Source organism: Jatrophihabitans sp., from assembly GCA_036399055.1.
GTDB lineage: Bacteria > Actinomycetota > Actinomycetes > Mycobacteriales > Jatrophihabitantaceae > Jatrophihabitans_A.
Genome location: DASWNX010000029.1, coordinates 1 through 19,574 on the forward strand (window position 1 = coordinate 1; position 19,574 = coordinate 19,574).

Consider the following 19,574-nt stretch of genomic DNA (forward strand, 5'->3'; position numbering starts at 1 on the left):
TGGTTCGCCGACCGCGGCGTCACCGTCGAACGCGTGCTATCCGACAACGGCTCGTCTTACCGCTCACACGCCTGGCGTGATGCCTGCACTCGGCTAGGCATCATCCACAAACGCACCCGCCCCTACCGACCACAGACAAACTGCGAGGCTGGTGTTGTGCTGCTCCCCGCGGTCTGACTCATAGACCAACCGGCCCGCATCTGGTGCCTTGTTGCCGAACTGTCGACGGCGTGGAGCAGCACGTTTCCCGCCACGCCGGGTGAGCCGCGTGACCTGATAGGAGCCTGGCCAGAGGCCCGATCGCAGTTCTGTCCGCCCAGCTCAACCCGGCGTGCATCACCGCCAGAGCAAGGAGCAGCAGCAGTGACAGCATCCACGGTCGCACCCCCGCCGCAGGGCATCATCATCGGCGTCGACACCCACAGCGACATCCACGTCGCGGTCGGGCTCGACCATCTTGGTCGACGTCTGGGCGTTGAGACCTTCCAGGCTAGCCAAGACGGCTATGCCGCCCTGGAGCGGTGGTCCAGGCAACTCGGCACGGTGGTGAGTTTTGGTGTCGAAGGGACTGGCAGCTGGGGCGCCGGGTTGGCTCGGCACCTGCGAACCAGCGGACATCACATCATCGAGGTCAACCGGCCCGATCGCAGCACCCGCCGCCGGCACGGCAAGAGCGACCCGGTCGACGCCGAGGCCGCTGCCCGCGCGGTCCTCGCCGGAACCGCAAGCTCGATTCCGAAAGCCGGCGACGGCGAGGTCGAGATGATCCGCGCGCTCCAGGTCGCACGTCGCAGCGCACAGAAGGCGCGCTCGCAGGCAGCCAACCAACTGCGCGCTCTGCTCGTCACCGCCCCCGGTCACCTCCGTGACGGGCTGCGCACCGTGGGCATCACCGAGCTGGTGCGCATCGCTGCCCGCTGGCGGACCGGTTCCGAACCCGACACACACCTGGCCGTGACCAAGCACGCCATGCGCAGCCTGGCCCGCCGCCACGAACAGCTCGCCGATGAGATCCGCGACCTCGACGCGCATCTGGACCGGCTGGTCCGTCAGGCCGCCCCCGACTTGATAGCGGTTAAAGGCCTGGGCCCCGTCACCTGCGCTGCCCTGCTGGTCGCCGTCGGCGACAACCCCGACCGGATGCGCAGCGAGTCAGCCTTCGCCCACCTCTGCGGCGTCGCCCCCGTCCCGGCATCATCGGGAAAGACCACCAGACACCGCCTCAACCGCGGCGGCGACAGGCAAGCGAACTACGCGCTCTACATCCTCGCCGTCACCCGGCTGGCCTGGGACCCCCGCACCCGCGCCTACGCCGCCAAACGCCGCCGCGAGGGCAAGACCGGCAAGGAAATCATCCGCTGCCTCAAACGCCACATCGCGAGAGAGATCTACCACCTGCTCGTGCCCTCGCAGCCACCCGCGACCAACCACCCCCTCGCCACTTGACGACCATAGGAGCTTCGGCAAGATCGAACGCTTCCACCGCACCCTCGCCGACGGCTGGGCATACGCCCGCTACTACGACTCCGAGACAGCCCGCCGCCAAGCACTCCCAGCATGGCTGCACTTCTACAATCACCACCGAGCCCACAGCGCAATCGGAGCCCTACCGCCCATCAGCCGCCTGACCAACCTGCCTGGGCATCACACCTAGCACAGCTGGCGCCGGTTTCGCCCGATTATCGGTGTCAGCAGTTACGCTTGCCGGGAATGCGCGTGATGAGCAGGGCACGGCCGAGAGGATCCGCATGGACAGCGCCGCCTTACTGAGCTTGCGGTTCAACCCGGAGGCGGACCTGCTCGCGGCCACCCGGGACTGCGAAGCCGAGGTCTTCCTCCGGGCCTACGGCAACACCCGACAGCAACTCGAGGACGAGTACGGGCCCTACGAGCAGGCCTCGGTGTTCATCGCTCTGGCCGATGACCGCGGTGACGTGCTCGGCGCCTGCCGGCTGATCCGCCCCACCGGACTCGGCCTGAAGAGCCTGGACGACGCGGCCCGTCCGCCGTGGTCCCTCGACGTGGCCCGGTCGGTTCGGGCCGCTCGGCTGGACCCGACGCAGACCTGGGACGTGGCGACGCTGGGCTGCCGCCGAGGGCTCAAGGGCGCGGGCAAGCTGGCCTCGGCGGCGCTGTTCCACGCGCTGGTGCAGGCGGTCCGGGCGAATCAGATCCAGACCGCGGTGATGATCATCGACGAGCGGGTGCGGGCCCTGCTGGCCTCGGCCGGCATGACCGGGCACACGCTGCCCGGCGCCCGACCGGCCCGCTACCTCGGCTCAGCGGCCAGCACGCCGGTGTACCGGCACTGCGACGAGGCCTTCGACCAGCAGCGCATCACCAATCCAGAGGCGCACCGGCTGTACACCCAGGGAATCGGGCTCGACGGCATCCAGGTGCCGCCTCTTGAGCAATTCCGGTTCATCGAGCGGTCCACCGTGGGCGTCGGCTCCGCGCTGGCAGTCGGCGCCTCGGCCTGACCGGGCCGGCGGGTCGCACTACGGGCTGCCGGCGCCGGGCGGCCGGCGTCTGCGCCGATCGGCCTGCAGCCTTCAGGAGTCCCGTCGCTGACCGTCCACCGGCAGCGAGTCGAACCCGCCGTCAGACACCGTGGTCCGATCCCTGATCCAGAACTCGACGTCGGCGGCCGGCATCGGCTTGGCCACGTGGTAGCCCTGCAGGACGTCGACGCCCATCGCGATCAGGTCAGCGGCCGTCGCGGCGTTCTCCACACCCTCAGCCACCGTCCGCAACCCGAGCGCCTGGGCCATCTGGAACGTGGAGGCCACGATCATCCGGCTGCGGGTGTCGGTGTTCATGGCGGCGATGAAGGACCGGTCCATCTTCAGCTCCTGCACTGGCAGGTCGCGCAGGTATGACAGCGAGGAGAAGCCGGTGCCGTAGTCGTCGATCGCGATCTGCACCCGGTGTGCCCGGATGTCTCGCAGGATGGTGCGGGCGCGGGCGGGCTCGGCGATGAAGCAGTCCTCGGTGACCTCGATGACCAGGCTTTCGGCCGGCACCTTGGCCTGGGCGATCGCCTCGTACAGCTGCGGCAGGAAGACCCCGCTGAGCAGTTCCGGTGGCGCGCAGTTGAGCGAGACCCGCGGCTCGAGGCCATTGACCCGCCAGCGACGCAGGTCCTCCACCACCATCCGGCCGACGGCCAGCGACAGCGGCAGCATCAACCCCTCCCTGCGGGCAGCGGCCAGAAAGGCGATCGGGTGCAGCAGGCCCCGCTGCGGGTGCTGCCAGCGAACCAGGGCCTCCAGCCCGCAGACCCGCTGGGTCGCGGCGTCGATCTGCGGCTGGTAGTGCAACACCAGCTGGCCTTCGGGGATCGCCTTGCGCAGCTCCTCGGCCAGCTGCAGCTTCTTGCGGGAGAAGTCGTCACTGTGCACGTCGTAGAGAACCGCGCCGGCCCGGGTCGCCTTCGCCTGGTACATCGCCACGTCGGCCCGGCGCAGCAGTTCCACGCTCTGGGAGTCGTTCTCCGAGCGCACCGTGATCCCGATCGAGGCGTTGGTGCTCAACTCGATGCCCTCGACCAGGGTCGGCTGCAGCAGCACCTCGAGGATCAGCCGAGCGGTCTCCAACAGGACCAGGGCGTCGTCGCTGGCCATCACGATCGCGTACTCGTCACCCCCGAGCCTGCCGATCATCACCGAGGCCGGCAGCGCCTGTCGCATCCGGTGCGCCGCAAGCTGCAGGACCGAGTCTCCGGCGGCGTGTCCGAGGGTGTCGTTGACATCCTTGAACCCGTCGAGGTCGAGCAGCATCAACGCCAGGGGCCGGTCAGAGGCCAGCTCGGCGTCCAGCTTGGCGATCACCGAGCGCCGGTTGGGCAGCAGGGTGAGGTCATCGGTGCGTGAGAGCGCGAAGGCCTCGGCGGCGCCCTTGGCCTCACGCAGCGCCAGCACCAACCGGCCACCGGCGGCCAGCAGGGTGAGCACCGCCGGCCAGGTGAGGTACGGGCCCAGGCCGCTGTTCGGGCGCACCGCCAGCACCGCGATCGCGATGAAGGCCGGACCGACCATCAGCAGAGCTCCCGGGCGCCGGGGCAGTGCCTTGAGCACCTCGGCCCGTGGCCGGCAGGCCGCCTCGACGATCAGCGCGAAGCCCGAGGCCCAGAGCAGCCCGTCCACCAGGTTGAAGCCATAAGTGCCGTCGGACAGGTTGAGCACGAAGTTGAGGTCCGCGATCGCGAACAGCGCCAGACCCAGGCACAGCATCGCCGACTTCACCAGGCTGCGGCGCACCCGCAGCATCACCTGGCCGACCACCAGCAGCACGAGGGCGACATCGATCATCGGGTACAGAATCGCCAGCAGCAGCGGCACCCCGTGGCCACCGACCGCGCCGCCCACCTGCACCAGCAGCGGGCTGCCGGCAAGGCAGGCGGTGCCGCCACACACCACGATGGCCTCGAGCCAGCCGTCCACAGCCGCGGTCAGGCGGTGCGCGGTGTCGATGATCAGGTAGCCGGCGATGCCGACGTAAGAGGCCAGGAACAGCCACTCACCGGGCGCGGGAAACTGCGTGAGGTCGGGCTCGGAGGCACTGGCGTTGAGCACCACGGAACCGGCAGCCCACAGGGTGAGCGCGGCGAACAGCACCCACAGCGCTCTGCGCCGCCGCCGCCGGGCGACGGCCGCGAGTGCGATGCGCAGCAGGATCAGGACGAAGAAGACCGCCAGGGTCAGCATGTGAGCGGTTCGCACCATGTCACTGGGACCGTTGGCGCCCACCAGGTTCAGGGTGAAGCCGACCGAGATGACTATCCAGATGGCGATGCCCAGCAGTCGGACGGCGCGGACGGCCCAGGCGTCACGCCGCTCCATCCCGCTGGACATATCACCCCCGTTCCCGCGCTCGCCGCGGACACCATGCCTGCTCATCGGCACTTTGGAAAACGATCTGAGTTCGGTCACCGAGCTCACAAGACCACCTCGGCCCGGATGATCCGGTCCCCGCGGTCGGGCAGGCGCTTGCCCTGATGGGCCAGCAGCCACTCGGTCGCCTGGACGGGCGGCATCGGAGCGGCGATGTGCCGGCCCTGGGCGCCGTCGCAGCCGAGCTCGCGCAACAACCGCGCTTCGGCTTCGGTCTGCACGCCTTCGGCGACGGCCCGCATCCCCAGGGCGTGTGCCAGCTCGGCGACCGCCCGGACGATCCCGGCCGCCGAGCGGCTCTCACCGATCCGGCACACGAACGCCCGGTCGATCTTGATCTCGCTCACCGGGAGCGTCTCCAGCCGCAGCAACGAGGAGTAACCGGTGCCGAAGTCCTCCAGGCTCAGCGTCACGCCCATCGCGTCCAGGTCACGCAGCACCTTGTTGAGCTCATCGCTGGGCTGGGTCAGCACCCGGTCGTCGATCTGGAGTTGGAGCATGCCGGGCTGCAGGTCGAAGCGCTCCAGTCCGGTCCGCACCAGCTCGGCCAGCCGGTCGTCGAGCAGGTCGCTCAGCCCGATGTTCACGGTCACCGGCGCCGACAGGCCGAGCAGCCGCCAGTCCGCCACCTGCGACAGAGCGCGCGTCACCAGCCGGTCGGTCACCAGGTGCATCAGGCCGGAGCGTTCGGCCAGTGGCAGGAACTCCTCCGGCGGCACGAAGCCGCGTTGCGGGTGCTGCCAGCGGATCAGCGCCTCGACGCCCAGCAGCGAGCAGTCGCGCAGCGAGACCTTGGGCTGGTACTGCAAGCTCAGGGCGTCGCAGTCCAGGGCCTGGCGCAGCTCTGCCAGCAGGGTCAACCGGTCGGCGGAGTTGCGGTCCCGATGCGATGAGTACGTCGCCACTCCGGAGCGGGACTCCTTGGCCACGTACATCGCCACGTCGGACAGCCGCAGCAGGTCCTCGGCGAGCAGGGCGTGCTCGGGATGCATGGCCAGGCCGATCGAGGCCTCGATCTCCAGCCGCATCCCTTCCAGCGACACCGGGTTCTCCAGTGACGCCCGAATCCGTTCGGCCACGCCGAAGACCTCGGCCTCGTCGGCGTTGGGGACGATGACGGCGAATTCGTCACCGCCGAGCCGGGCCACGTGATCGGTGGGGCGCACCGAGTTGCTCAGCCGTTCGGCGAAGTGGATCAGCAGCTGGTCGCCGACGTGGTGGCCCAGCGTGTCATTGACCTCTTTGAAGTGGTCGAGGTCGATCAGCAACAACCCGAAGGGCCGGCCGTCCCTCTTGGACTGGGCCAGCTCAGCGGCCAGCGACGCCTGCAGGTGAGTGCGGTTGGGCAGGCCGGTCAGCGCGTCATGCCCGGCCTGATGCTCCTTCTCCACCGACATCTGGGCCGTCTTGTAGACCAGCCCCAGCGGAATGAGGAGCAGCGGCAGCAGCTCCCAGGCGGTGCTGGCCACCGTCACGATCAGCGGCGACAGCGCCAGCACCGAGAAGGTCGTCACGGTGTAGTGCACGAAATCGTTGAGCATGAAGCGCCAGAACGAGCTGGTCCAGGCAAGCGCTCCGGAGACCAGGACCAGGTTGGTGCAGAAGTAGGCGATGCAGGCGGCGACCATCCAGGGCAGGTCGGCCCCGGTCAACGCGCTGAGCGGCTGCTCCACGGACGGGGCGCGAGAGCTGAACCCCATGACGATCCAGGCGGCGCAGATCGACAGGTTGTACTGGCCGACGTTGAAGACCACTTTCCAGGCCGGCTTGCGGACCCGCCGGTCGGCAGCGGCCGAGGCGATGCTGACCACCACGATGGCCGGCCAGGGGCCCCACAGGAACAGGATCGCGCAGGCGAACGCGGTCGACATCACCACGCCCTGCGGGTCGTGGCCGCGGCCCTGGATCAGCGGTCGCAGCTCCAACAGGACCAGCAGCACCGCCGTCATGGCCAGGGGCGCGCCGGCCTCACGCAGGTTCGAGCCCGCGACGGAGTGGATCGCCACCGCAAGCGCGGCCCAGCCCAACAGCACCGAGGGATACCAGAAAGCGGTGAACATCGAGAGGGCGCGCAAAGAGGGGCGACCACCCCCGGTACCGCCCGGCTCCCCGACCATGAAGCTCCTATCGGCGGAACCGGACAAAAGATTAGGAGTCCGTCAAGCAAGTTTGGCGCGTGAAGGGTGTTAGGTGGCAAACAGGCTCATGATCATGCAAGATGCTCAGGTCGAATCTCTGCGCGCAGCAGACAGACGTGTAGAGGTGGGGGCAGATGGACACCAACGAGATGCTCGAGCTTTCGCAGGAGTTCGCTGCTCTTGGCGCCGAATTGCATGGCGACGGTGACAACCAGGCTGCCCTGCGCCGGATCGTGGAGCTGGCGGTCAAGCATGTCGAAGGCTGCGGTTGGGCCAGCATCACCGCGATCCGCGGCGGGCAGGGCCAGAGCGTGGCTGTCTCAGACCAGGTCGCCCAGCAAGTCGACGAGCTGCAGTACCGCTTCGCTGAGGGGCCCTGCATGGCCGCTGCCGAGAACGCCTCCAACTACCTGCTCTTCGACGTCGAGGATGACCAGCGCTGGCCGCAGTTCGCCAAGGCAGCCGCCGCCCAGACCCCGATCCGCAGCGTGCTGGCCTTCCAGCTCACCGCCGGCCGGGAGGTGGCGCTGAACCTGTATGGCGAGCAGCCGGGAGCGTTCAGCTCCGAGGCGATCGACACGGCCACCATTTTCGCCGCGCACGCCTCCAACCTGATCGCGCTCAACGAGGCCGAGGATCAGGCGGCCAACCTGGAGGCCGCGCTGGAGAGCAGCCGGACTATCGGGGTGGCGCTCGGCGTCCTGATGTCGGCTCGCAAGGTGACCCAGGAACAGGCGTTCACGCTGCTGCGGGTGGCCAGTCAGAACCTGCACCGCAAGCTGCGCGTCGTGGCCGCCGAGGTGGTCGAGACCGGCACGCTGCCCGACCTGCCGGCGTCGTCCAAGCCGGCCAAGGTCAGCGAGCTGAGCGCCAGCGCCGACGGCGTCCCGGTCGAGGTCTCCAGCGGCTGAGAGGCGCCGTCCCCGCGGTTCAGCGCTCGGGCGACGGTGGCGGCTCCAACGCCGGGTGGACGCCGGTCGGGGTCGCCGCGGCAGGCTCGGGCGCGCCCGCCAGCACGTCGTCTGAGATGGTGAGCCCGGCCAGCAGCCCACCGGCGACGCACAACGCCGCAGCGATCGACACGGCCTGCTGGTATCCGTGCGACAGCGCCACCGGGTCGGCCAGGGCCGCGGGGGTGATGCCGGCCAGCGCCGGCAGCACCGCGACGGCCAGCAGCCCGGCGGTCCTGGCCACCGCGTTGTTGACCGCCGAGGCGATGCCGACCTGGCGCTCGGGGGCGGCCGCCAGCACGGTGGCGGTCAGCGGCGCGACGGTGCCGGTCAGGCCGAGGGCGAAGACCAGGACGGCGGGCAGCACACCGGTGAGGTAGTCCGAGCCCTCCCCCAGCCGGGACAGCATGGCCAGACCGATCCCGGCCACCACCGGGCCGAAGGCCATCGGCCGGCGCGGGCCGATGCGCTGCGCGAGCCGGCCCATCCGGGCCGACAGCGCCAGCATCACCGCGGTCACCGGCAGCAGCGAGCTGCCCGCGGCGACCGGCGTGAAACCGGTCACCAGCTGCAATTGCACCGGCAGCAGGAACAGCGCCCCGGCCAGCGCCGCGTAGACCAGGAAGGTGACCAGGTTGGCCGCGCTGAACTGCCGGGACCTAAACAGCGACAGCGGCATCATCGGATGGCGCCGACGGTGCTCGTTGACTCCGAATGCCACCAGCAGCAGCACCCCGGCAGCCGCAGTCACCCCCAGGGACGCCGGCCAGCCGCGCACCGGCCCCTCGGTGAGCGCGTAGACCAAGGCGCCCAGACCGAGCGCGGCGTATCCGGCGCCGATCAGGTCGAGCTTGCCGCTGGCCTGCTCGTCCCGGGTCTCGGGCACCCACTTGCGGGTGACGATGATGACCGCCACCGCAAGCGGGAGGTTCAGCAGAAACGCCAGCCGCCACCCCCACGGCGCCATTCCGGCCAACAGCCCGCCGACCACCGGCCCGATGGCGACGGCGACGCCGCCCAGGCCCGACCACGCCCCGACCGCCGCGGCCCGGTCCTCGCGGCGGAACACCGCCTCCAGGATCGCCAGCGACCCCGGCGTCAGCAACGCCGCCGCGACCCCCTGCAACCCGCGCATGCCGATCAGCACCTGCGCCGTCGGCGCCGCGGCGCAGCCGGCCGAGGCGATCGCGAACCACAGCACGCCCAGCAGAAAGATCCGACGCCTGCCCAACCGGTCGCCGAGGGACCCGCCGAGCAACAGCAGCCCAGAGAGGGTGAGGGTGTAGGCGTTGAGCGTCCACTGCAGGCTGGTCAAACCGGCGTCGAGGTCGGCGCCGATCCGGGGCAGCGCCACGTTGACCACGGTCGCGTCCAGAGCGGCCATCCCGCTGCCCAGCACGGTGGCCGCCAGCACCCACCGGCCGGCGCTGGACTTCAGCGTCAGCTGGCTGTCCGGCGCGGTCACCGCAGCGGGCCAGGAGACGGACCGGCCGAGGGCTTCGCGGGCACTGCGTTCCTCCTACGACACTGCGCTGGGCCGCGGGGGCGCCCGCGCTCGGCCCAGTCTGGCATCAACGCCCAGGTGCCGGACCAGCTCGGGCGGGCCGTGAGTGCTCAGCGGCGCCGGCGGAGCTCCGGTTGCTCGCGGGTCGGCGCGCTCAGCACTGACCGTCGGCGATCACCCAGTAGTCGGCGCCGGTCTGGCGCAGGGTGTGGGTGATGTAGGTGTTCCACAGGCCCATGTCCTGGTTCGAGCCGTTGGCATAGGCCTTGCCGCTGAGCTGGTGCGCGCGTCCGGCGCTCGTGTGAGCGTAGTTGCTGGCCGTCACGCAGGGTCCGGTCGGAGTCGGGGTGGGCGTCGGCGCCGTCGAGGTCGGTGTGGGCGACCCCGTCCCGATCAGGCCCCAGAACTGCGCGGTGTGATACGAGGAGCAGATGTAGTCGAGGAAGTAGGCCCCGGTCGATCCGCACTGATCGGGGCCGGCCCCCGGGTCCACGGCCGTGCCGTGCCCCATCCCGGCGATCGAGAACAGCGCGACCTGCGCGGTCCCGGCGCCGTCCCGGTAGATCGTCTCGGTGGCGCCGCCACCCAGCGTCAGGGTCTGCGAGGGTGTCTGGCTCAGTCCGTGCACGGCCGTCCACTGGTCCCTGAGCTCGGCGCCGTTCACCGGGTAGACGGTGTAGTCGGCGCTGCCCTGCCAGATGGCGATCCGGGGATAGCGGCCGGTGTAGCCGGGATAGGAGTTCTTGACCTTGGCCGCCCACTGCGACGGCGTCAGGTTCTGGTTGTTCCGCTGGCAGCTGGTGGCCTGCGTCAAAGTGGTGGCGCACTGGGTGGGCAGCCCCGAGTCGGTGGCGCCGGCCGCGAAGACGTCCGGGTAGTCGGCCAACAGGTTGGCAGTCATCGCGCCACCGGCGGACAGCCCGGTCACGAAGACCCGCGCGGGGTCGATGCTCAGGTGCGACTTCTGGTGATCGACCATCGACTTCACCGAAGCAGCCTCACCGACTCCGCGGCTGTCCTCGGCGGGGGTGTACCAGTTGAAGCACAGCGAGCTGTGGTTCGCACTGGACTGCTGGGCGAACACCACCGCGAAGTGGTGCCGGTCGGCCAGTTCGGCCCAGCCTGAATGGGTGAAGTAGTCATGGGCGGTCTGCGTGCAGCCGTGCAGCGCCACTACCAGGGCAGCTCCGGCGGGCAGGTTCGCCGGCGTGTAGGTGTACATCGCCAGCGCCCCGGGATTCGAGCCGAACGAGCTGACCTGCACCAGGGGGCCGGCGGCCGCCGCGGCCGGTCTCGCGGTGCGAAGCGCGGTCACCGCCAGCAGGGCCGACAGCAGCACCGCGAGCAGGGCGGCGGCCCCATGGGCGAGGGTCACGCGGGATCCAGGCATGAGCGGCGGTCCTTTCCGATCGACCGAGAGGCCTCGGTCGAGTTGTCAGCCGGCTTGAGGGATCCCAGGCCTGGTGGAGTCGAACTGCTCGGCGACGCTGTCGCTGACCGCGGCGGCGCCGAGCTCGCCGAGCGTGACCGTGTAGTGATTCACCCCGTCGACCTCCCGGACGGCGAGCTGGGGGTAGCGCGAGCGCCAGTGCTCCAGGCCCTGCCGGGGGTACAGCCCGCCCGGCTCGTCGAACAGTCCTCGTGGCGCCCGCAGAAAGGTCACAGCGGTTCTCAGCCGCGGCCAGGCCAGGTCCACCGGGCCGTCGGCGAACAGCTCGGCGTGATCGGCGGTCATCGCCTCGACCCGGCAACCACTGCGCCACGGTGGGCCGTCGGGGTCAAGGTCATAGTCCACGTAGTCGCGCACCGTGGCCGAGAATCCCTCGCCGAACGCTGGATGCTCGCGCCAGAAGTCCCGGTAGGCGGCCCGGTCGGCGAAGGTCATCGACAGCCGGTCAGCCGCCGGGCCCAGACCCGCCACGGCGGCTTGCAGGGTCCAGCCCTCGGGCAGCACCAGCGGCACCCCGCCGTCGACCAGCACCAGCGAGGCGACCAGCTCGGGGCGGCGCGCCGCCAGCGTCACCGCCACGAAGGCGCCCATGGAATGTCCGGTGACGACTGCCTGGCTGCCCGGCGCGAGCTCGTCCAGAACCGCGGCCAGGTCTTCGGCGTGTTGGGCCATCCCCCACGGGCCCGGCAGGCCGGAGCTGCGGCCCCGGCCGCGCAGATCGGGGGCCAGCACCAGGGTGCCCGGCGCCTCGGTGAGCCGGCGCGCGACCAGCGGCCAGGCCAGATGCGAGGCGGTGATGCCGTGCACCGCCAGCACCACCCGCTCAGGCACGCCGTCGGCGAGGCTCTGGCTACGCCAGGAGCCGACCCGCAAGGTCCCGCCGCGGACGGCCACATCGTGAAGCCGGTAGCCGGTCACCGGGCAGTCCAGCCACCGTCGAGGGTGAAACTGGACCCGTTGGCCAGTCCCGCCTTGTCGGAGCAGAGCCAGCGAACCAGGTCGGCGACCTCCTCGGGCTCAGCGAGCCGCTTCACCGCGGTCTCGGCCAGGAACACCCGTTCGACGACCTCCTGCTCGCTGATTCCGTGGATGCGCGCCTGATCGGCGATCTGGTCGTCTACCAGGGGCGTTCGCACGTAGCCGGGACTCACGCAGGTGCTCGTCACCCCGCGACCGCCGGCTTCCAGGGCGATCACCTTGGACAGCCCTTCCAAGCCGTGCTTGGCAGCGACATAAGCGGCCTTGAAGGGCGAGGCGCGCAGCCCGTGCACCGAGGTGATGTTGACGATCCGGCCGAAGCCGGCGGCGTACATCCACGGCAGGACGGCACGGGCCAACAGGAACGGCGCCTCCAGCATCAGGGCCATGATCAGCCGGAACTTCTCGGGCGGAAAGTGCTCGACCGGCGCGACGTGCTGGACGCCGGCGTTGTTGACCAGGATGTGGTAATCCAGGCTGAGCCCTTCCAGCGACGCCGTGTCGCTGAGGTCGACGCCCCAGGCATGACCGCCGATCTCATCGGCTATCCGGCCGGCCGCGTGGACGTCGATGTCGGCCACCGTGACCGTCGCGCCGGCCGCCGCCAGGGCGCGGGCCGTGGCCGCTCCGATCCCGCTGCCGCCTCCGGTCACCAGGGCACGTCGCTCCGCGAGCATCGCGTCAGCTCCCATCCTCACGTCACCTCACCCGTGTCGCTGTCCAGGACCCGGGCGCCGAGTGCTCGCTGGATCAAGGCCATCACCTCGTCGAACACCGGCTCAGGCAGGGAGTCGTTGCTGTCATCCCAGAGCACCCAGCGCATGCCGATCAGCTCGCCGATGCCCATCAACGCCCACGCGGCCACGGTGGTGTCGAGGTCGGTGATCTCGCCGTTGCTCTTGGCCTTGTCCAGGCCGTCGACGTAGCCCTCGACGATGCGGGTGTAATGCAGGCGCAGCGCGGCCGGCGACACGAACTCGGCCTGCCGGATGATCCGGTACAGCGCCGGGTGCTCGGCGGTGAAGCGGAAGAAGGCGTGAAAACCGAGTCGTTCGGACTCGATACGGTTGACGCCACCGGCCGAAGCCTCGCTCATGGCGTGGCGCACCCGGCGGTTGAGGTCTTGGACCAGCTCGTCGAAGATCTGCTGTTTGCTCTGAAAATAGAGGTAGAACGTCCCCTGGGCGACACCAGCGGCCTCGGTGAGCTTGACGATGGAGGCATCGTGGTAGCCGAGTTCGGCGAACACTTTCTCGGCCGCCTCGATGAGCTTGGCCCGGGTTCGGTTGCCCCGCTCGGTACGGGTCGACTCACCCTTCGCGCGCTCGCTCATCGGGGCGCCTCCTGCCGCTCGCGCAAGGTTCGGCGAAGCACCTTGCCCACCGCCGACCGCGGCAGCTCGTCGACGAACACCACCTCGTGCGGCGCCTTGTAACCGGCAAGCCGGGCTCGGCAGTGGGCCTGCAGCTCCTCGGCGTCGGTGTGGCTGCCCGGCCGCATCACCACATAGGCCAGGCCGACCTCGCCCCAGCGGCTGTCGGACCGGCCGACCACGGCGGCGTCGGCGACGGCCCGGTGCTCGAACAGCACGCTCTCGACCTCGATCGGCGAGACGTTCTCACCGCCGGTGATGTAGATGTCGTCGACCCGGTCCAGAATGCGGAAATAGCCGTCACCGGCACGGTGAACCAGGTCGCCGGTGTGCAGCCAGCCACCACGCAGGACGAACGCGGTGGCCTCCGGATCGCGCCAGTAACCGCTGAACACGTTCGGCCCCCGGACCAGCAGCTCGCCTTCGGCGGGGCCCTCCAACAACTCTCCGGACACCGGGTCGGCCACGGCCACCTCGACATGCGGGTACGGCGTGCCGGCCCATCCCAGCCGTTGCCCGGCGTCTTCGGGCATCAGACACAAGACGTTCGGTGAAGCCTCGGTCAGACCGTAGCCCTGCGCGAGCCGGACGTCGCGCGCCAGCCAGGTGCGCAGCAACGGCTCGGGCATCGGCGCGCCGCCCACCACGGCATAGCGCAGGCTCGACAGGTCCGCCTCGGCGAACTGCGGATGCTGTGCCAGGAACAAGTAATTGGCCGGCACCCCCATCATGGTGGTGATCCGCTTCTCCCGGATCAGGCGCAACACCCGGCCGGCGTCGAAGGTCCGCTCGAGCACCACGCAGGCGCCGGTCCACCAGGCCAGCAACGCCTGGATCGTCCAGCCGCCGACGTGATATTGCGGCAGCACCGAGAGCACCACGTCGTGCCTGCTCAACTCCAGGGTGCGTGAGAGTGACAGGCTGGTCCAGAAGCAGTTGGCGTGGCTGAGCACCGCGCCGCGCGGGCTGCGCATGGTGCCGGAGGTGTAGATCATCAGGAGCGGGTCGTCGTCGGCCACCGGCCGGGCCGGGACGGGCGGGCGCACCGACGGCAGCTCGCTCTCGATGCCGGCCGCCCCCAGCCTGCTGGTGGCCACCGGCGTGCGCAGTTGGGCAAGCGCGGCCCGCGCGGTGACCTCGAACTCCTCTTCGACGCACAGCAGGGCCGGCTCGGCGTCGGCGAGTTGAGAGGCCAGCTCGGACGGGGCCAGCCGCCAGGACAGCGGAACCAGCACCAGGCCGGCATGGGCGCAGGCGAAGAAGAGCACCACCTGATCGGCGCTGTTGCCGGTCAGGGTGGCGATCCGGTCCCCCGGCCGATGACCGGAAGCCAGCAGCCGCTCGGCCAGCACGACGCTGCGATCATCGAGTTCGCGGTAGCTCAGCGCCACCCCCCGGTCATCGACTGCGACAGCGGAGCTGTCGGCCCTGGCCCGGTCACGCGTCCATCGCCCCACGGTGTGCAGTCCGGCGGTCACTGCGCTTCCTCCCGGGAGAGCTCGCTGAGCAGCACCGCGTCCGAGCGGCCGGTCAGCCGGGTCAGGACGCCGGTCAGGCCACCGGGCAGGAACAGCACCACCACGATGAACAGCGCGCCGAGCAGGAAGGTGGGCTGGGAAAGCGGAACCTGCAGCAGGGACGGCAGCGTCGCGACGTTCTCTGACGCTGCCAGCACGCCGAGGCGTTGGTCGAGCAGGGTGTAGGTCACACCGCCCAGCATGGCCCCCCAGCGACTGCCCAGCCCGCCGACGACCACCATCACTAGCAGGGTCAGCGTGAAGCTCGAGGTGGTGACCTGCGGGCTGGCGCCGCCTTGCACCAGCAGGTAGACGATTCCGAGCAAGGTCGCCAGGACTCCGGCGGCGGTGAACGAGATCAGCCGCACCAGGTAGGGCTGGATGCCCAGCACCCGCACACGCAGCTCGTTCTCCCGCACGGCCATCATCAGGTGACCGGCCCGCGAGGCGACGATCCAGCCGACCGCGGCCAGCACCAGAGCGGCCACGGCCAGGGACAGCCAGTACAGGTTCTGGGTGTTGTCCACCCCGACCAGGAAGTCAGGAAGCCGGGCCGAGACCAGGCCGAGGCCTTCCTCGCCCCCGGTGAGGCCGCCCACGTTGCGCAGCACCAGCACCGAGCCGGCCTGCGCGAAGGCCAGAGTGACCATCGCGAAGGCGATGCCGTTGACCCGCAGGCTGATCAGGCCGACCGCCAACGCGGCCGCCGCTCCGATCAGCAGGGTCACCAGCGCGGCTGCCAGGATCGGCAGCCGGCCGTGCTCGAGCAGCAGCGCGAAGACGTAGCAGCCGAGCGCGAAGTACAGGGCATGACCGAACGAGAGCATGCCGGTCACCGCGAACACCAGGTTGTAGGTGACGGCCAGCGCGCCGATCAGCAGGCAGACCGCCAGCAGCTGCAGGGATCCCGCCGTCCAGGTCGGGCCGGGAAGCACCCCCGGCGCCGACAGCTGCAGCTGGGGCAGCAGCACGGCCAGGACCGCCAGCGCCAGCAGGGCCAGCGGCCGCAGCAGCCGTCGGGCCCGGCCGCCGGCGGTTGTGGTCTTCGCGCGCTCCGGGGCTCGCACCGGATGGTCGGTCGCGGTCACGCCAGCCTCACCTGCCGTCCGATGAAGCCACCCGGACGGACCAGCAGCACCACGGCCAGCGCCGCGACCACGGTGAGGTCGCCGACGCCGCTGGTGGTGTAGTAGTTGGCGAACTGCTGCAGCAGAGCCACTCCGGCCGCCGCGACCGCCGAGCCGGTCACCGAGCCGAGGCCGCCGATGACCACCACGATGAAGGCGAAGATCAGCAGCGAGTCACCCATGGTCGGGCTGACCGTGCTGTTGTAGAGCGCTGTCAGCACCCCGCCGAACCCGGCCAGCGCGCCGCCCAGGGTGAACACCGCCGTGAAGGTCCGGCGGACGTCGATGCCCAGCGCCGAGACCATCGACCGGTTCTCGACGCCGGCTCGGATGATCAAGCCGTACCGGGTCTTGTCAAGCAGCAACCGCAGACCCAGCAACACCGCCGCCGCGGCCAGGATGCAGACGAAGCGCAGGTTCGGGATGGCGGCGCCGAAGACCGAGGTGGTCTGCGCCATCCAGGCAGGTGAGGGGAACGGCCGGGCGTCAGCGCCCCAGACGCCGGTCACCAGCGCCACCGTCGCCAGTCCGAGACCGACGGTCACCAGCACCTGCTCGATCTCACGTTGATACAGCCGCCTGATCAGCAGCAGCTCGACCAGCAGCGCCAGAACCGCCCCCGACACCGCGCCGACCAGCAGCGCCAGTGCGAACACCGGCCACGAGCGCGAGTGCGCGCCGGTGTGCATCGCGGCCTCGTAGCCGAGATAGCCCCCGACGCTCAGAAAGGCCCCGTGCGCGAAGTTGAGCACGCGCATCACGCCGTAGATCAGCGACAGCCCGGAGGCGACCAGGAAGTACAGCGCCCCCAGTCCCAGGCCGGTGACCGCCAGCAGGACCACGGTGCTCACGGAGCCTGTCCCGCCTGCGCGGACCCGCTGCCGCTGACTCCCAGCAGCGCCCGCACCGCAGCCGGATCAGCGAGGAAGCGCTGGGTGTCATCGGTGTGCGCGATCCGGCCCTCGGCCATCACCACCACCCGGTCGGCCAGCCGGGACACCACGGACAGGTCCTGCTCGACCAGCAGGATGGGCACCCGCCGGGCAGCGGCCTGCAGCGCGTCGGCGACCTCGTCGACGACCTGCGGGGCCAGTCCCTTGGTGGGCTCGTCGACCAGCAACGCCACGTTGTCATTGAGCAACGCTCGCGCCAGGGACAGCATCTGCTGCTGACCGCCGGACAGGGTGCCAGCCGCTTGCGAGCGGCGGGCCAGCAGGTCCGGAAACAGCTCGTCCACCAGCTGATCGTGGCTGGAGCCGGTTCGCCCCCGCTCGCCGCGGCGGGCCAGCTCGAGGTTCTCGGCGACGCTCAGACTCCCGAACACCTCGCGGTTTTCCGGCACGTAGCCGATTCCGCGCCGGACGATGCGGTGGGTGGGCTCGGTGTCGATCCGCTCGCCGGCCAGGCGCACCACCCCGGCCCGGCGCACCAGTCCGAGCAGCGCGCGAATAGTGGTGGTCTTGCCCACCCCGTTGCGGCCCAGCAGCGCCGTCACACCGCCGGCGGGGACCTCGAAGCTGACGCCGTGCAGGATCTGCTGGGCGCCGATCCAGGCGTCGAGGCAGACAACGCTCAGCACGGCGGCCTCCGGCTCGGCTGCCGGGCGGTCCCGCTGGTCCAGGGCCATCACGCGGCCCGGCCCAGATAGGCCTTCTGCACCAGCGGATCGGCCATCACCTCCGCTGGCGAGGCGCAGGCCAGCAACCGCCCGTGATGCAGCACCGCGACCCGGTCGGCCAGGCCGAGGACCACGTCGATGTGGTGCTCCACCATCAGGACGGTGCGTCCCTGCTCGCGGTGCACCAACCTGATCAGCTCGACCAGGCCGGCCACGTCACCGGTGGCCACCCCGGCCATCGGCTCGTCCAGCAGGATGACCTTGGTGTCCAGGGCGAGCAGCATCGCTATCTCGACCTTGCGTTGCTCGCCATGCGCCAGAGCCGCCACCGGGCTGCCTGCCCGGTCGGCCAGGCCCACCTCTGCCAACCGCTGCCGGGCAGCCGCCGTCGCGGCGTCCGCCGACCTCGGCCGGGTCAGCAGGCTCAGGCTGCCACCGAGGGCGGCCTGCGCCGCGATCCGGACGTTCTCCAGCGCCGTCAGCTCCGGAAACAGGTTCGAGGTCTGGAACGAGCGCCCCAGGCCGGCGCGGGCCCGCTGGACAACGGACCGGGACGTGACGTCGTGGCCGTGCAGCCAGACCCGGCCCGCCGTCGGCGTCACGATGCCGCTGAGCACGTTGAACAGAGTGGTCTTGCCCGCCCCGTTCGGGCCGATCACGCCGATCAGCTCACCGGCGCTGACCTCGAGGTCGATGCCGTCGAGGATGCTGGCCCCGCCGATGGACAGCCGCAGCCCGCTGGCACGCAGCACGTGCTCCTCGCTCATCCGGAGGCGGTGACCGGCGCGGTGTCGCTGGCGGCGACGGTGGCGACCAATTGCGGGGTCCAGGACGGGGCCGAACCGGTCAGCTTCGCGCGGAACATCGGCTGCAGCATGGCGTGGTCCTCGGCGCGGATGGTCTGCGAGCCCTTGGGCGCCTCGAACGTCCAGCCCTCCAGGCCGGCGATCATGGCCGCGACGTCGTCGCCGTCGGCCTTCTCCACGGCCCGCACGATCATCTGGGCCGCGACGAAGCCGTCGGGTGAGAACAGGTCCGGCGTCCCGCCTGCCTTGGTGATCGCGGCCTTCATCGCGGTGTTGACCGCGTTGTCGGTCGCGTCCGGGAAGTAGTGGCTCAAGAAGTTGATCTTCGCCGACGCCGGTCCGTAAGCACCGTAGGACGCGGTGTTGGCAAGGCCGGTCACCACTGTGGTGGAGCTGAGCACTTTCTGCTGGTCCAGCGCCTGCCACATCGTCGCGGTGGTGGCCCCGGCCCACGCCACGAAGACCAGGTCGGGTCTGGCCTGAGCCGCCTGGCGCGCGAACGGAGTGAAGTCGGTGGTCGAGGCCGGCACCAGCAGGTCGCTCACCACGGCGCCCTTGCCGCCCAGAATCTGCTTCACCGCTGCGGCGTTGCCCTGCCCGAAGGTGGTGTCCTGGGCGAACACCAGCACCTTCTTGCCCTTGGGGTCGCCCACGAAGGTGCCCGCGGTCGCCACGTCCTGGTAGCTCTGGCGCCCTGAGCGGAAGGTGAACTTGTTGCTGCCGGTGATCTTGTCGGTGGCAGCCGGCCCGTCGATGTAGAGCACCTTGTTCTGCTCGGCCAGCGGCGCCAGTTGGTTGGCGATGCCGGAGTCGGTGGTGCCGGCGATGATCTTGTAACCCTGCCCGATGCGCTGCTTGGCCGCGGCGACCGCTGTCGAGGGGTTGCCGGTGTCATCGACGAAGGCGATGTCGAGCTTGTGCCCGGCCACCGTCGAGGTGCCCTTGGTGGCGTACTCGATCCCGGCGTTGAAGCCCTGCACGTACTGCTGGCCGTAGGCCGAGAGCAGGCCGGTCTTGCTGTAGATCACCGCCACCTTGACCGGGGCGTCCGAGCTCTGCGCTTGCTTGGCCTCGGACGCGCAACCTGGCAGGGCGGCCAGCACCAGCAGGGCCACGGCGACGGCGGGTGACTTCTTCACGGACGGACTCCAAACATGACAGCCGATTCAGGTCTCAGATCATGACGCGCGGGCACGCCGGTGTCAACGCCTGGCAGGGCTGG

The 19,574-nt window shown here is 70.2% G+C and carries 16 protein-coding genes and 2 pseudogenes; 5 read left to right on the plus strand and 13 right to left on the minus strand.

Annotation, left to right across the window (positions count from 1 at the left end):
• The 4 genes and pseudogenes from VGB75_11270 (at window position 1) to VGB75_11285 (ending at window position 2,480) form a co-directional block, all read left to right on the plus strand.
• Window positions 1-141 (plus strand): annotated as a pseudogene (locus VGB75_11270) (DDE-type integrase/transposase/recombinase).
• Between the two features lie 222 nt (window positions 142-363).
• Window positions 364-1,446, plus strand: a complete 1,083-nt coding sequence (locus tag VGB75_11275; GenBank protein HEY0167611.1) for an IS110 family transposase — start codon at window positions 364-366, stop codon at window positions 1,444-1,446.
• Between the two features lie 7 nt (window positions 1,447-1,453).
• Window positions 1,454-1,654, plus strand: a pseudogene (locus tag VGB75_11280) (integrase core domain-containing protein).
• Window positions 1,655-1,748: 94 nt separating this feature from the next.
• Complete coding sequence (locus VGB75_11285) at window positions 1,749-2,480, plus strand: hypothetical protein (protein ID HEY0167612.1); 732 nt, start codon at window positions 1,749-1,751, stop codon at window positions 2,478-2,480.
• Window positions 2,481-2,552: 72 nt separating this feature from the next.
• On the opposite strand, the gene VGB75_11290 is transcribed toward VGB75_11285, so the two are convergent.
• Both VGB75_11290 and VGB75_11295 read right to left on the minus strand, forming a co-directional pair.
• Window positions 2,553-4,853 carry an EAL domain-containing protein gene (locus tag VGB75_11290; GenBank protein HEY0167613.1) on the minus strand — a complete coding sequence of 767 codons (2,301 nt, stop codon included), beginning with the start codon at window positions 4,851-4,853 and terminating at the stop codon, window positions 2,553-2,555.
• Between the two features lie 83 nt (window positions 4,854-4,936).
• On the minus strand, window positions 4,937-6,967 hold the full coding sequence (locus VGB75_11295) for an EAL domain-containing protein (GenBank protein HEY0167614.1): 2,031 nt from the start codon (window positions 6,965-6,967) through the stop codon (window positions 4,937-4,939).
• A gap of 197 nt (window positions 6,968-7,164) precedes the next feature.
• On the opposite strand from VGB75_11295, the gene VGB75_11300 reads away from it, so the two are divergent.
• Window positions 7,165-7,941 (plus strand): GAF and ANTAR domain-containing protein, encoded by a 777-nt coding sequence (locus tag VGB75_11300; GenBank protein ID HEY0167615.1) that lies wholly within the window; start codon window positions 7,165-7,167, stop codon window positions 7,939-7,941.
• Between the two features lie 19 nt (window positions 7,942-7,960).
• On the opposite strand, the gene VGB75_11305 is transcribed toward VGB75_11300, so the two are convergent.
• The 11 genes from VGB75_11305 to VGB75_11355 all read right to left on the minus strand — a co-directional run bounded on the left by VGB75_11305 (window position 7,961) and on the right by VGB75_11355 (window position 19,491).
• Complete coding sequence (locus VGB75_11305) at window positions 7,961-9,445, minus strand: DHA2 family efflux MFS transporter permease subunit (protein ID HEY0167616.1); 1,485 nt, start codon at window positions 9,443-9,445, stop codon at window positions 7,961-7,963.
• A 193-nt stretch (window positions 9,446-9,638) separates the two neighbouring features.
• Entirely contained in the window at window positions 9,639-10,874 is a 1,236-nt protein-coding gene (locus VGB75_11310) for a PHB depolymerase family esterase (protein ID HEY0167617.1), read from the minus strand.
• A gap of 45 nt (window positions 10,875-10,919) precedes the next feature.
• Window positions 10,920-11,852 (minus strand): alpha/beta hydrolase, encoded by a 933-nt coding sequence (locus VGB75_11315; GenBank protein HEY0167618.1) that lies wholly within the window; start codon window positions 11,850-11,852, stop codon window positions 10,920-10,922.
• Window positions 11,849-12,604: an SDR family oxidoreductase gene (locus VGB75_11320; GenBank protein HEY0167619.1), complete on the minus strand. Its 756-nt coding sequence runs from the start codon at window positions 12,602-12,604 to the stop codon at window positions 11,849-11,851. Before VGB75_11320 ends, VGB75_11315 begins: the two co-directional genes overlap by 4 nt.
• Before the next feature lie 2 nt (window positions 12,605-12,606).
• Window positions 12,607-13,245 (minus strand): TetR/AcrR family transcriptional regulator, encoded by a 639-nt coding sequence (locus VGB75_11325; protein HEY0167620.1) that lies wholly within the window; start codon window positions 13,243-13,245, stop codon window positions 12,607-12,609.
• Window positions 13,242-14,762 carry an AMP-binding protein gene (locus tag VGB75_11330; GenBank protein HEY0167621.1) on the minus strand — a complete coding sequence of 507 codons (1,521 nt, stop codon included), beginning with the start codon at window positions 14,760-14,762 and terminating at the stop codon, window positions 13,242-13,244. The genes VGB75_11325 and VGB75_11330 overlap by 4 nt, the downstream gene beginning before the upstream one ends.
• Window positions 14,759-15,889, minus strand: coding sequence for a branched-chain amino acid ABC transporter permease (locus VGB75_11335; GenBank protein ID HEY0167622.1), 1,131 nt, complete (start codon window positions 15,887-15,889; stop codon window positions 14,759-14,761). The genes VGB75_11330 and VGB75_11335 overlap by 4 nt, the downstream gene beginning before the upstream one ends.
• Complete coding sequence (locus VGB75_11340; GenBank protein HEY0167623.1) at window positions 15,886-16,779, minus strand: branched-chain amino acid ABC transporter permease; 894 nt, start codon at window positions 16,777-16,779, stop codon at window positions 15,886-15,888. Before VGB75_11340 ends, VGB75_11335 begins: the two co-directional genes overlap by 4 nt.
• A complete protein-coding gene (locus VGB75_11345) occupies window positions 16,776-17,555 on the minus strand; it encodes an ABC transporter ATP-binding protein (GenBank protein ID HEY0167624.1) in 780 nt (259 codons plus the stop codon). Before VGB75_11345 ends, VGB75_11340 begins: the two co-directional genes overlap by 4 nt.
• Window positions 17,555-18,313 (minus strand): ABC transporter ATP-binding protein, encoded by a 759-nt coding sequence (locus tag VGB75_11350; GenBank protein HEY0167625.1) that lies wholly within the window; start codon window positions 18,311-18,313, stop codon window positions 17,555-17,557. The genes VGB75_11345 and VGB75_11350 overlap by 1 nt, the downstream gene beginning before the upstream one ends.
• Complete coding sequence (locus VGB75_11355; protein HEY0167626.1) at window positions 18,310-19,491, minus strand: substrate-binding domain-containing protein; 1,182 nt, start codon at window positions 19,489-19,491, stop codon at window positions 18,310-18,312. Before VGB75_11355 ends, VGB75_11350 begins: the two co-directional genes overlap by 4 nt.
• Window positions 19,492-19,574: the final 83 nt, after the last annotated feature.

Excerpts from the sequence above, each read along its gene's own strand:
- VGB75_11285 (HEY0167612.1), top strand. The coding sequence starts at position 1,749 with ATGGACAGCGCCGCCTTACTGAGCTTGCGGTTCAACCCGGAGGCGGAC.
- VGB75_11290 (HEY0167613.1), bottom strand. The coding sequence starts at position 4,853 with ATGTCCAGCGGGATGGAGCGGCGTGACGCCTGGGCCGTCCGCGCCGTC.
- VGB75_11300 (HEY0167615.1), top strand. The coding sequence starts at position 7,165 with ATGGACACCAACGAGATGCTCGAGCTTTCGCAGGAGTTCGCTGCTCTT.
- VGB75_11310 (HEY0167617.1), bottom strand. The coding sequence starts at position 10,874 with ATGCCTGGATCCCGCGTGACCCTCGCCCATGGGGCCGCCGCCCTGCTC.
- VGB75_11320 (HEY0167619.1), bottom strand. The coding sequence starts at position 12,604 with ATGGGAGCTGACGCGATGCTCGCGGAGCGACGTGCCCTGGTGACCGGA.
- VGB75_11325 (HEY0167620.1), bottom strand. The coding sequence starts at position 13,245 with ATGAGCGAGCGCGCGAAGGGTGAGTCGACCCGTACCGAGCGGGGCAAC.
- VGB75_11345 (HEY0167624.1), bottom strand. The coding sequence starts at position 17,555 with ATGGCCCTGGACCAGCGGGACCGCCCGGCAGCCGAGCCGGAGGCCGCC.
- VGB75_11350 (HEY0167625.1), bottom strand. The coding sequence starts at position 18,313 with ATGAGCGAGGAGCACGTGCTGCGTGCCAGCGGGCTGCGGCTGTCCATC.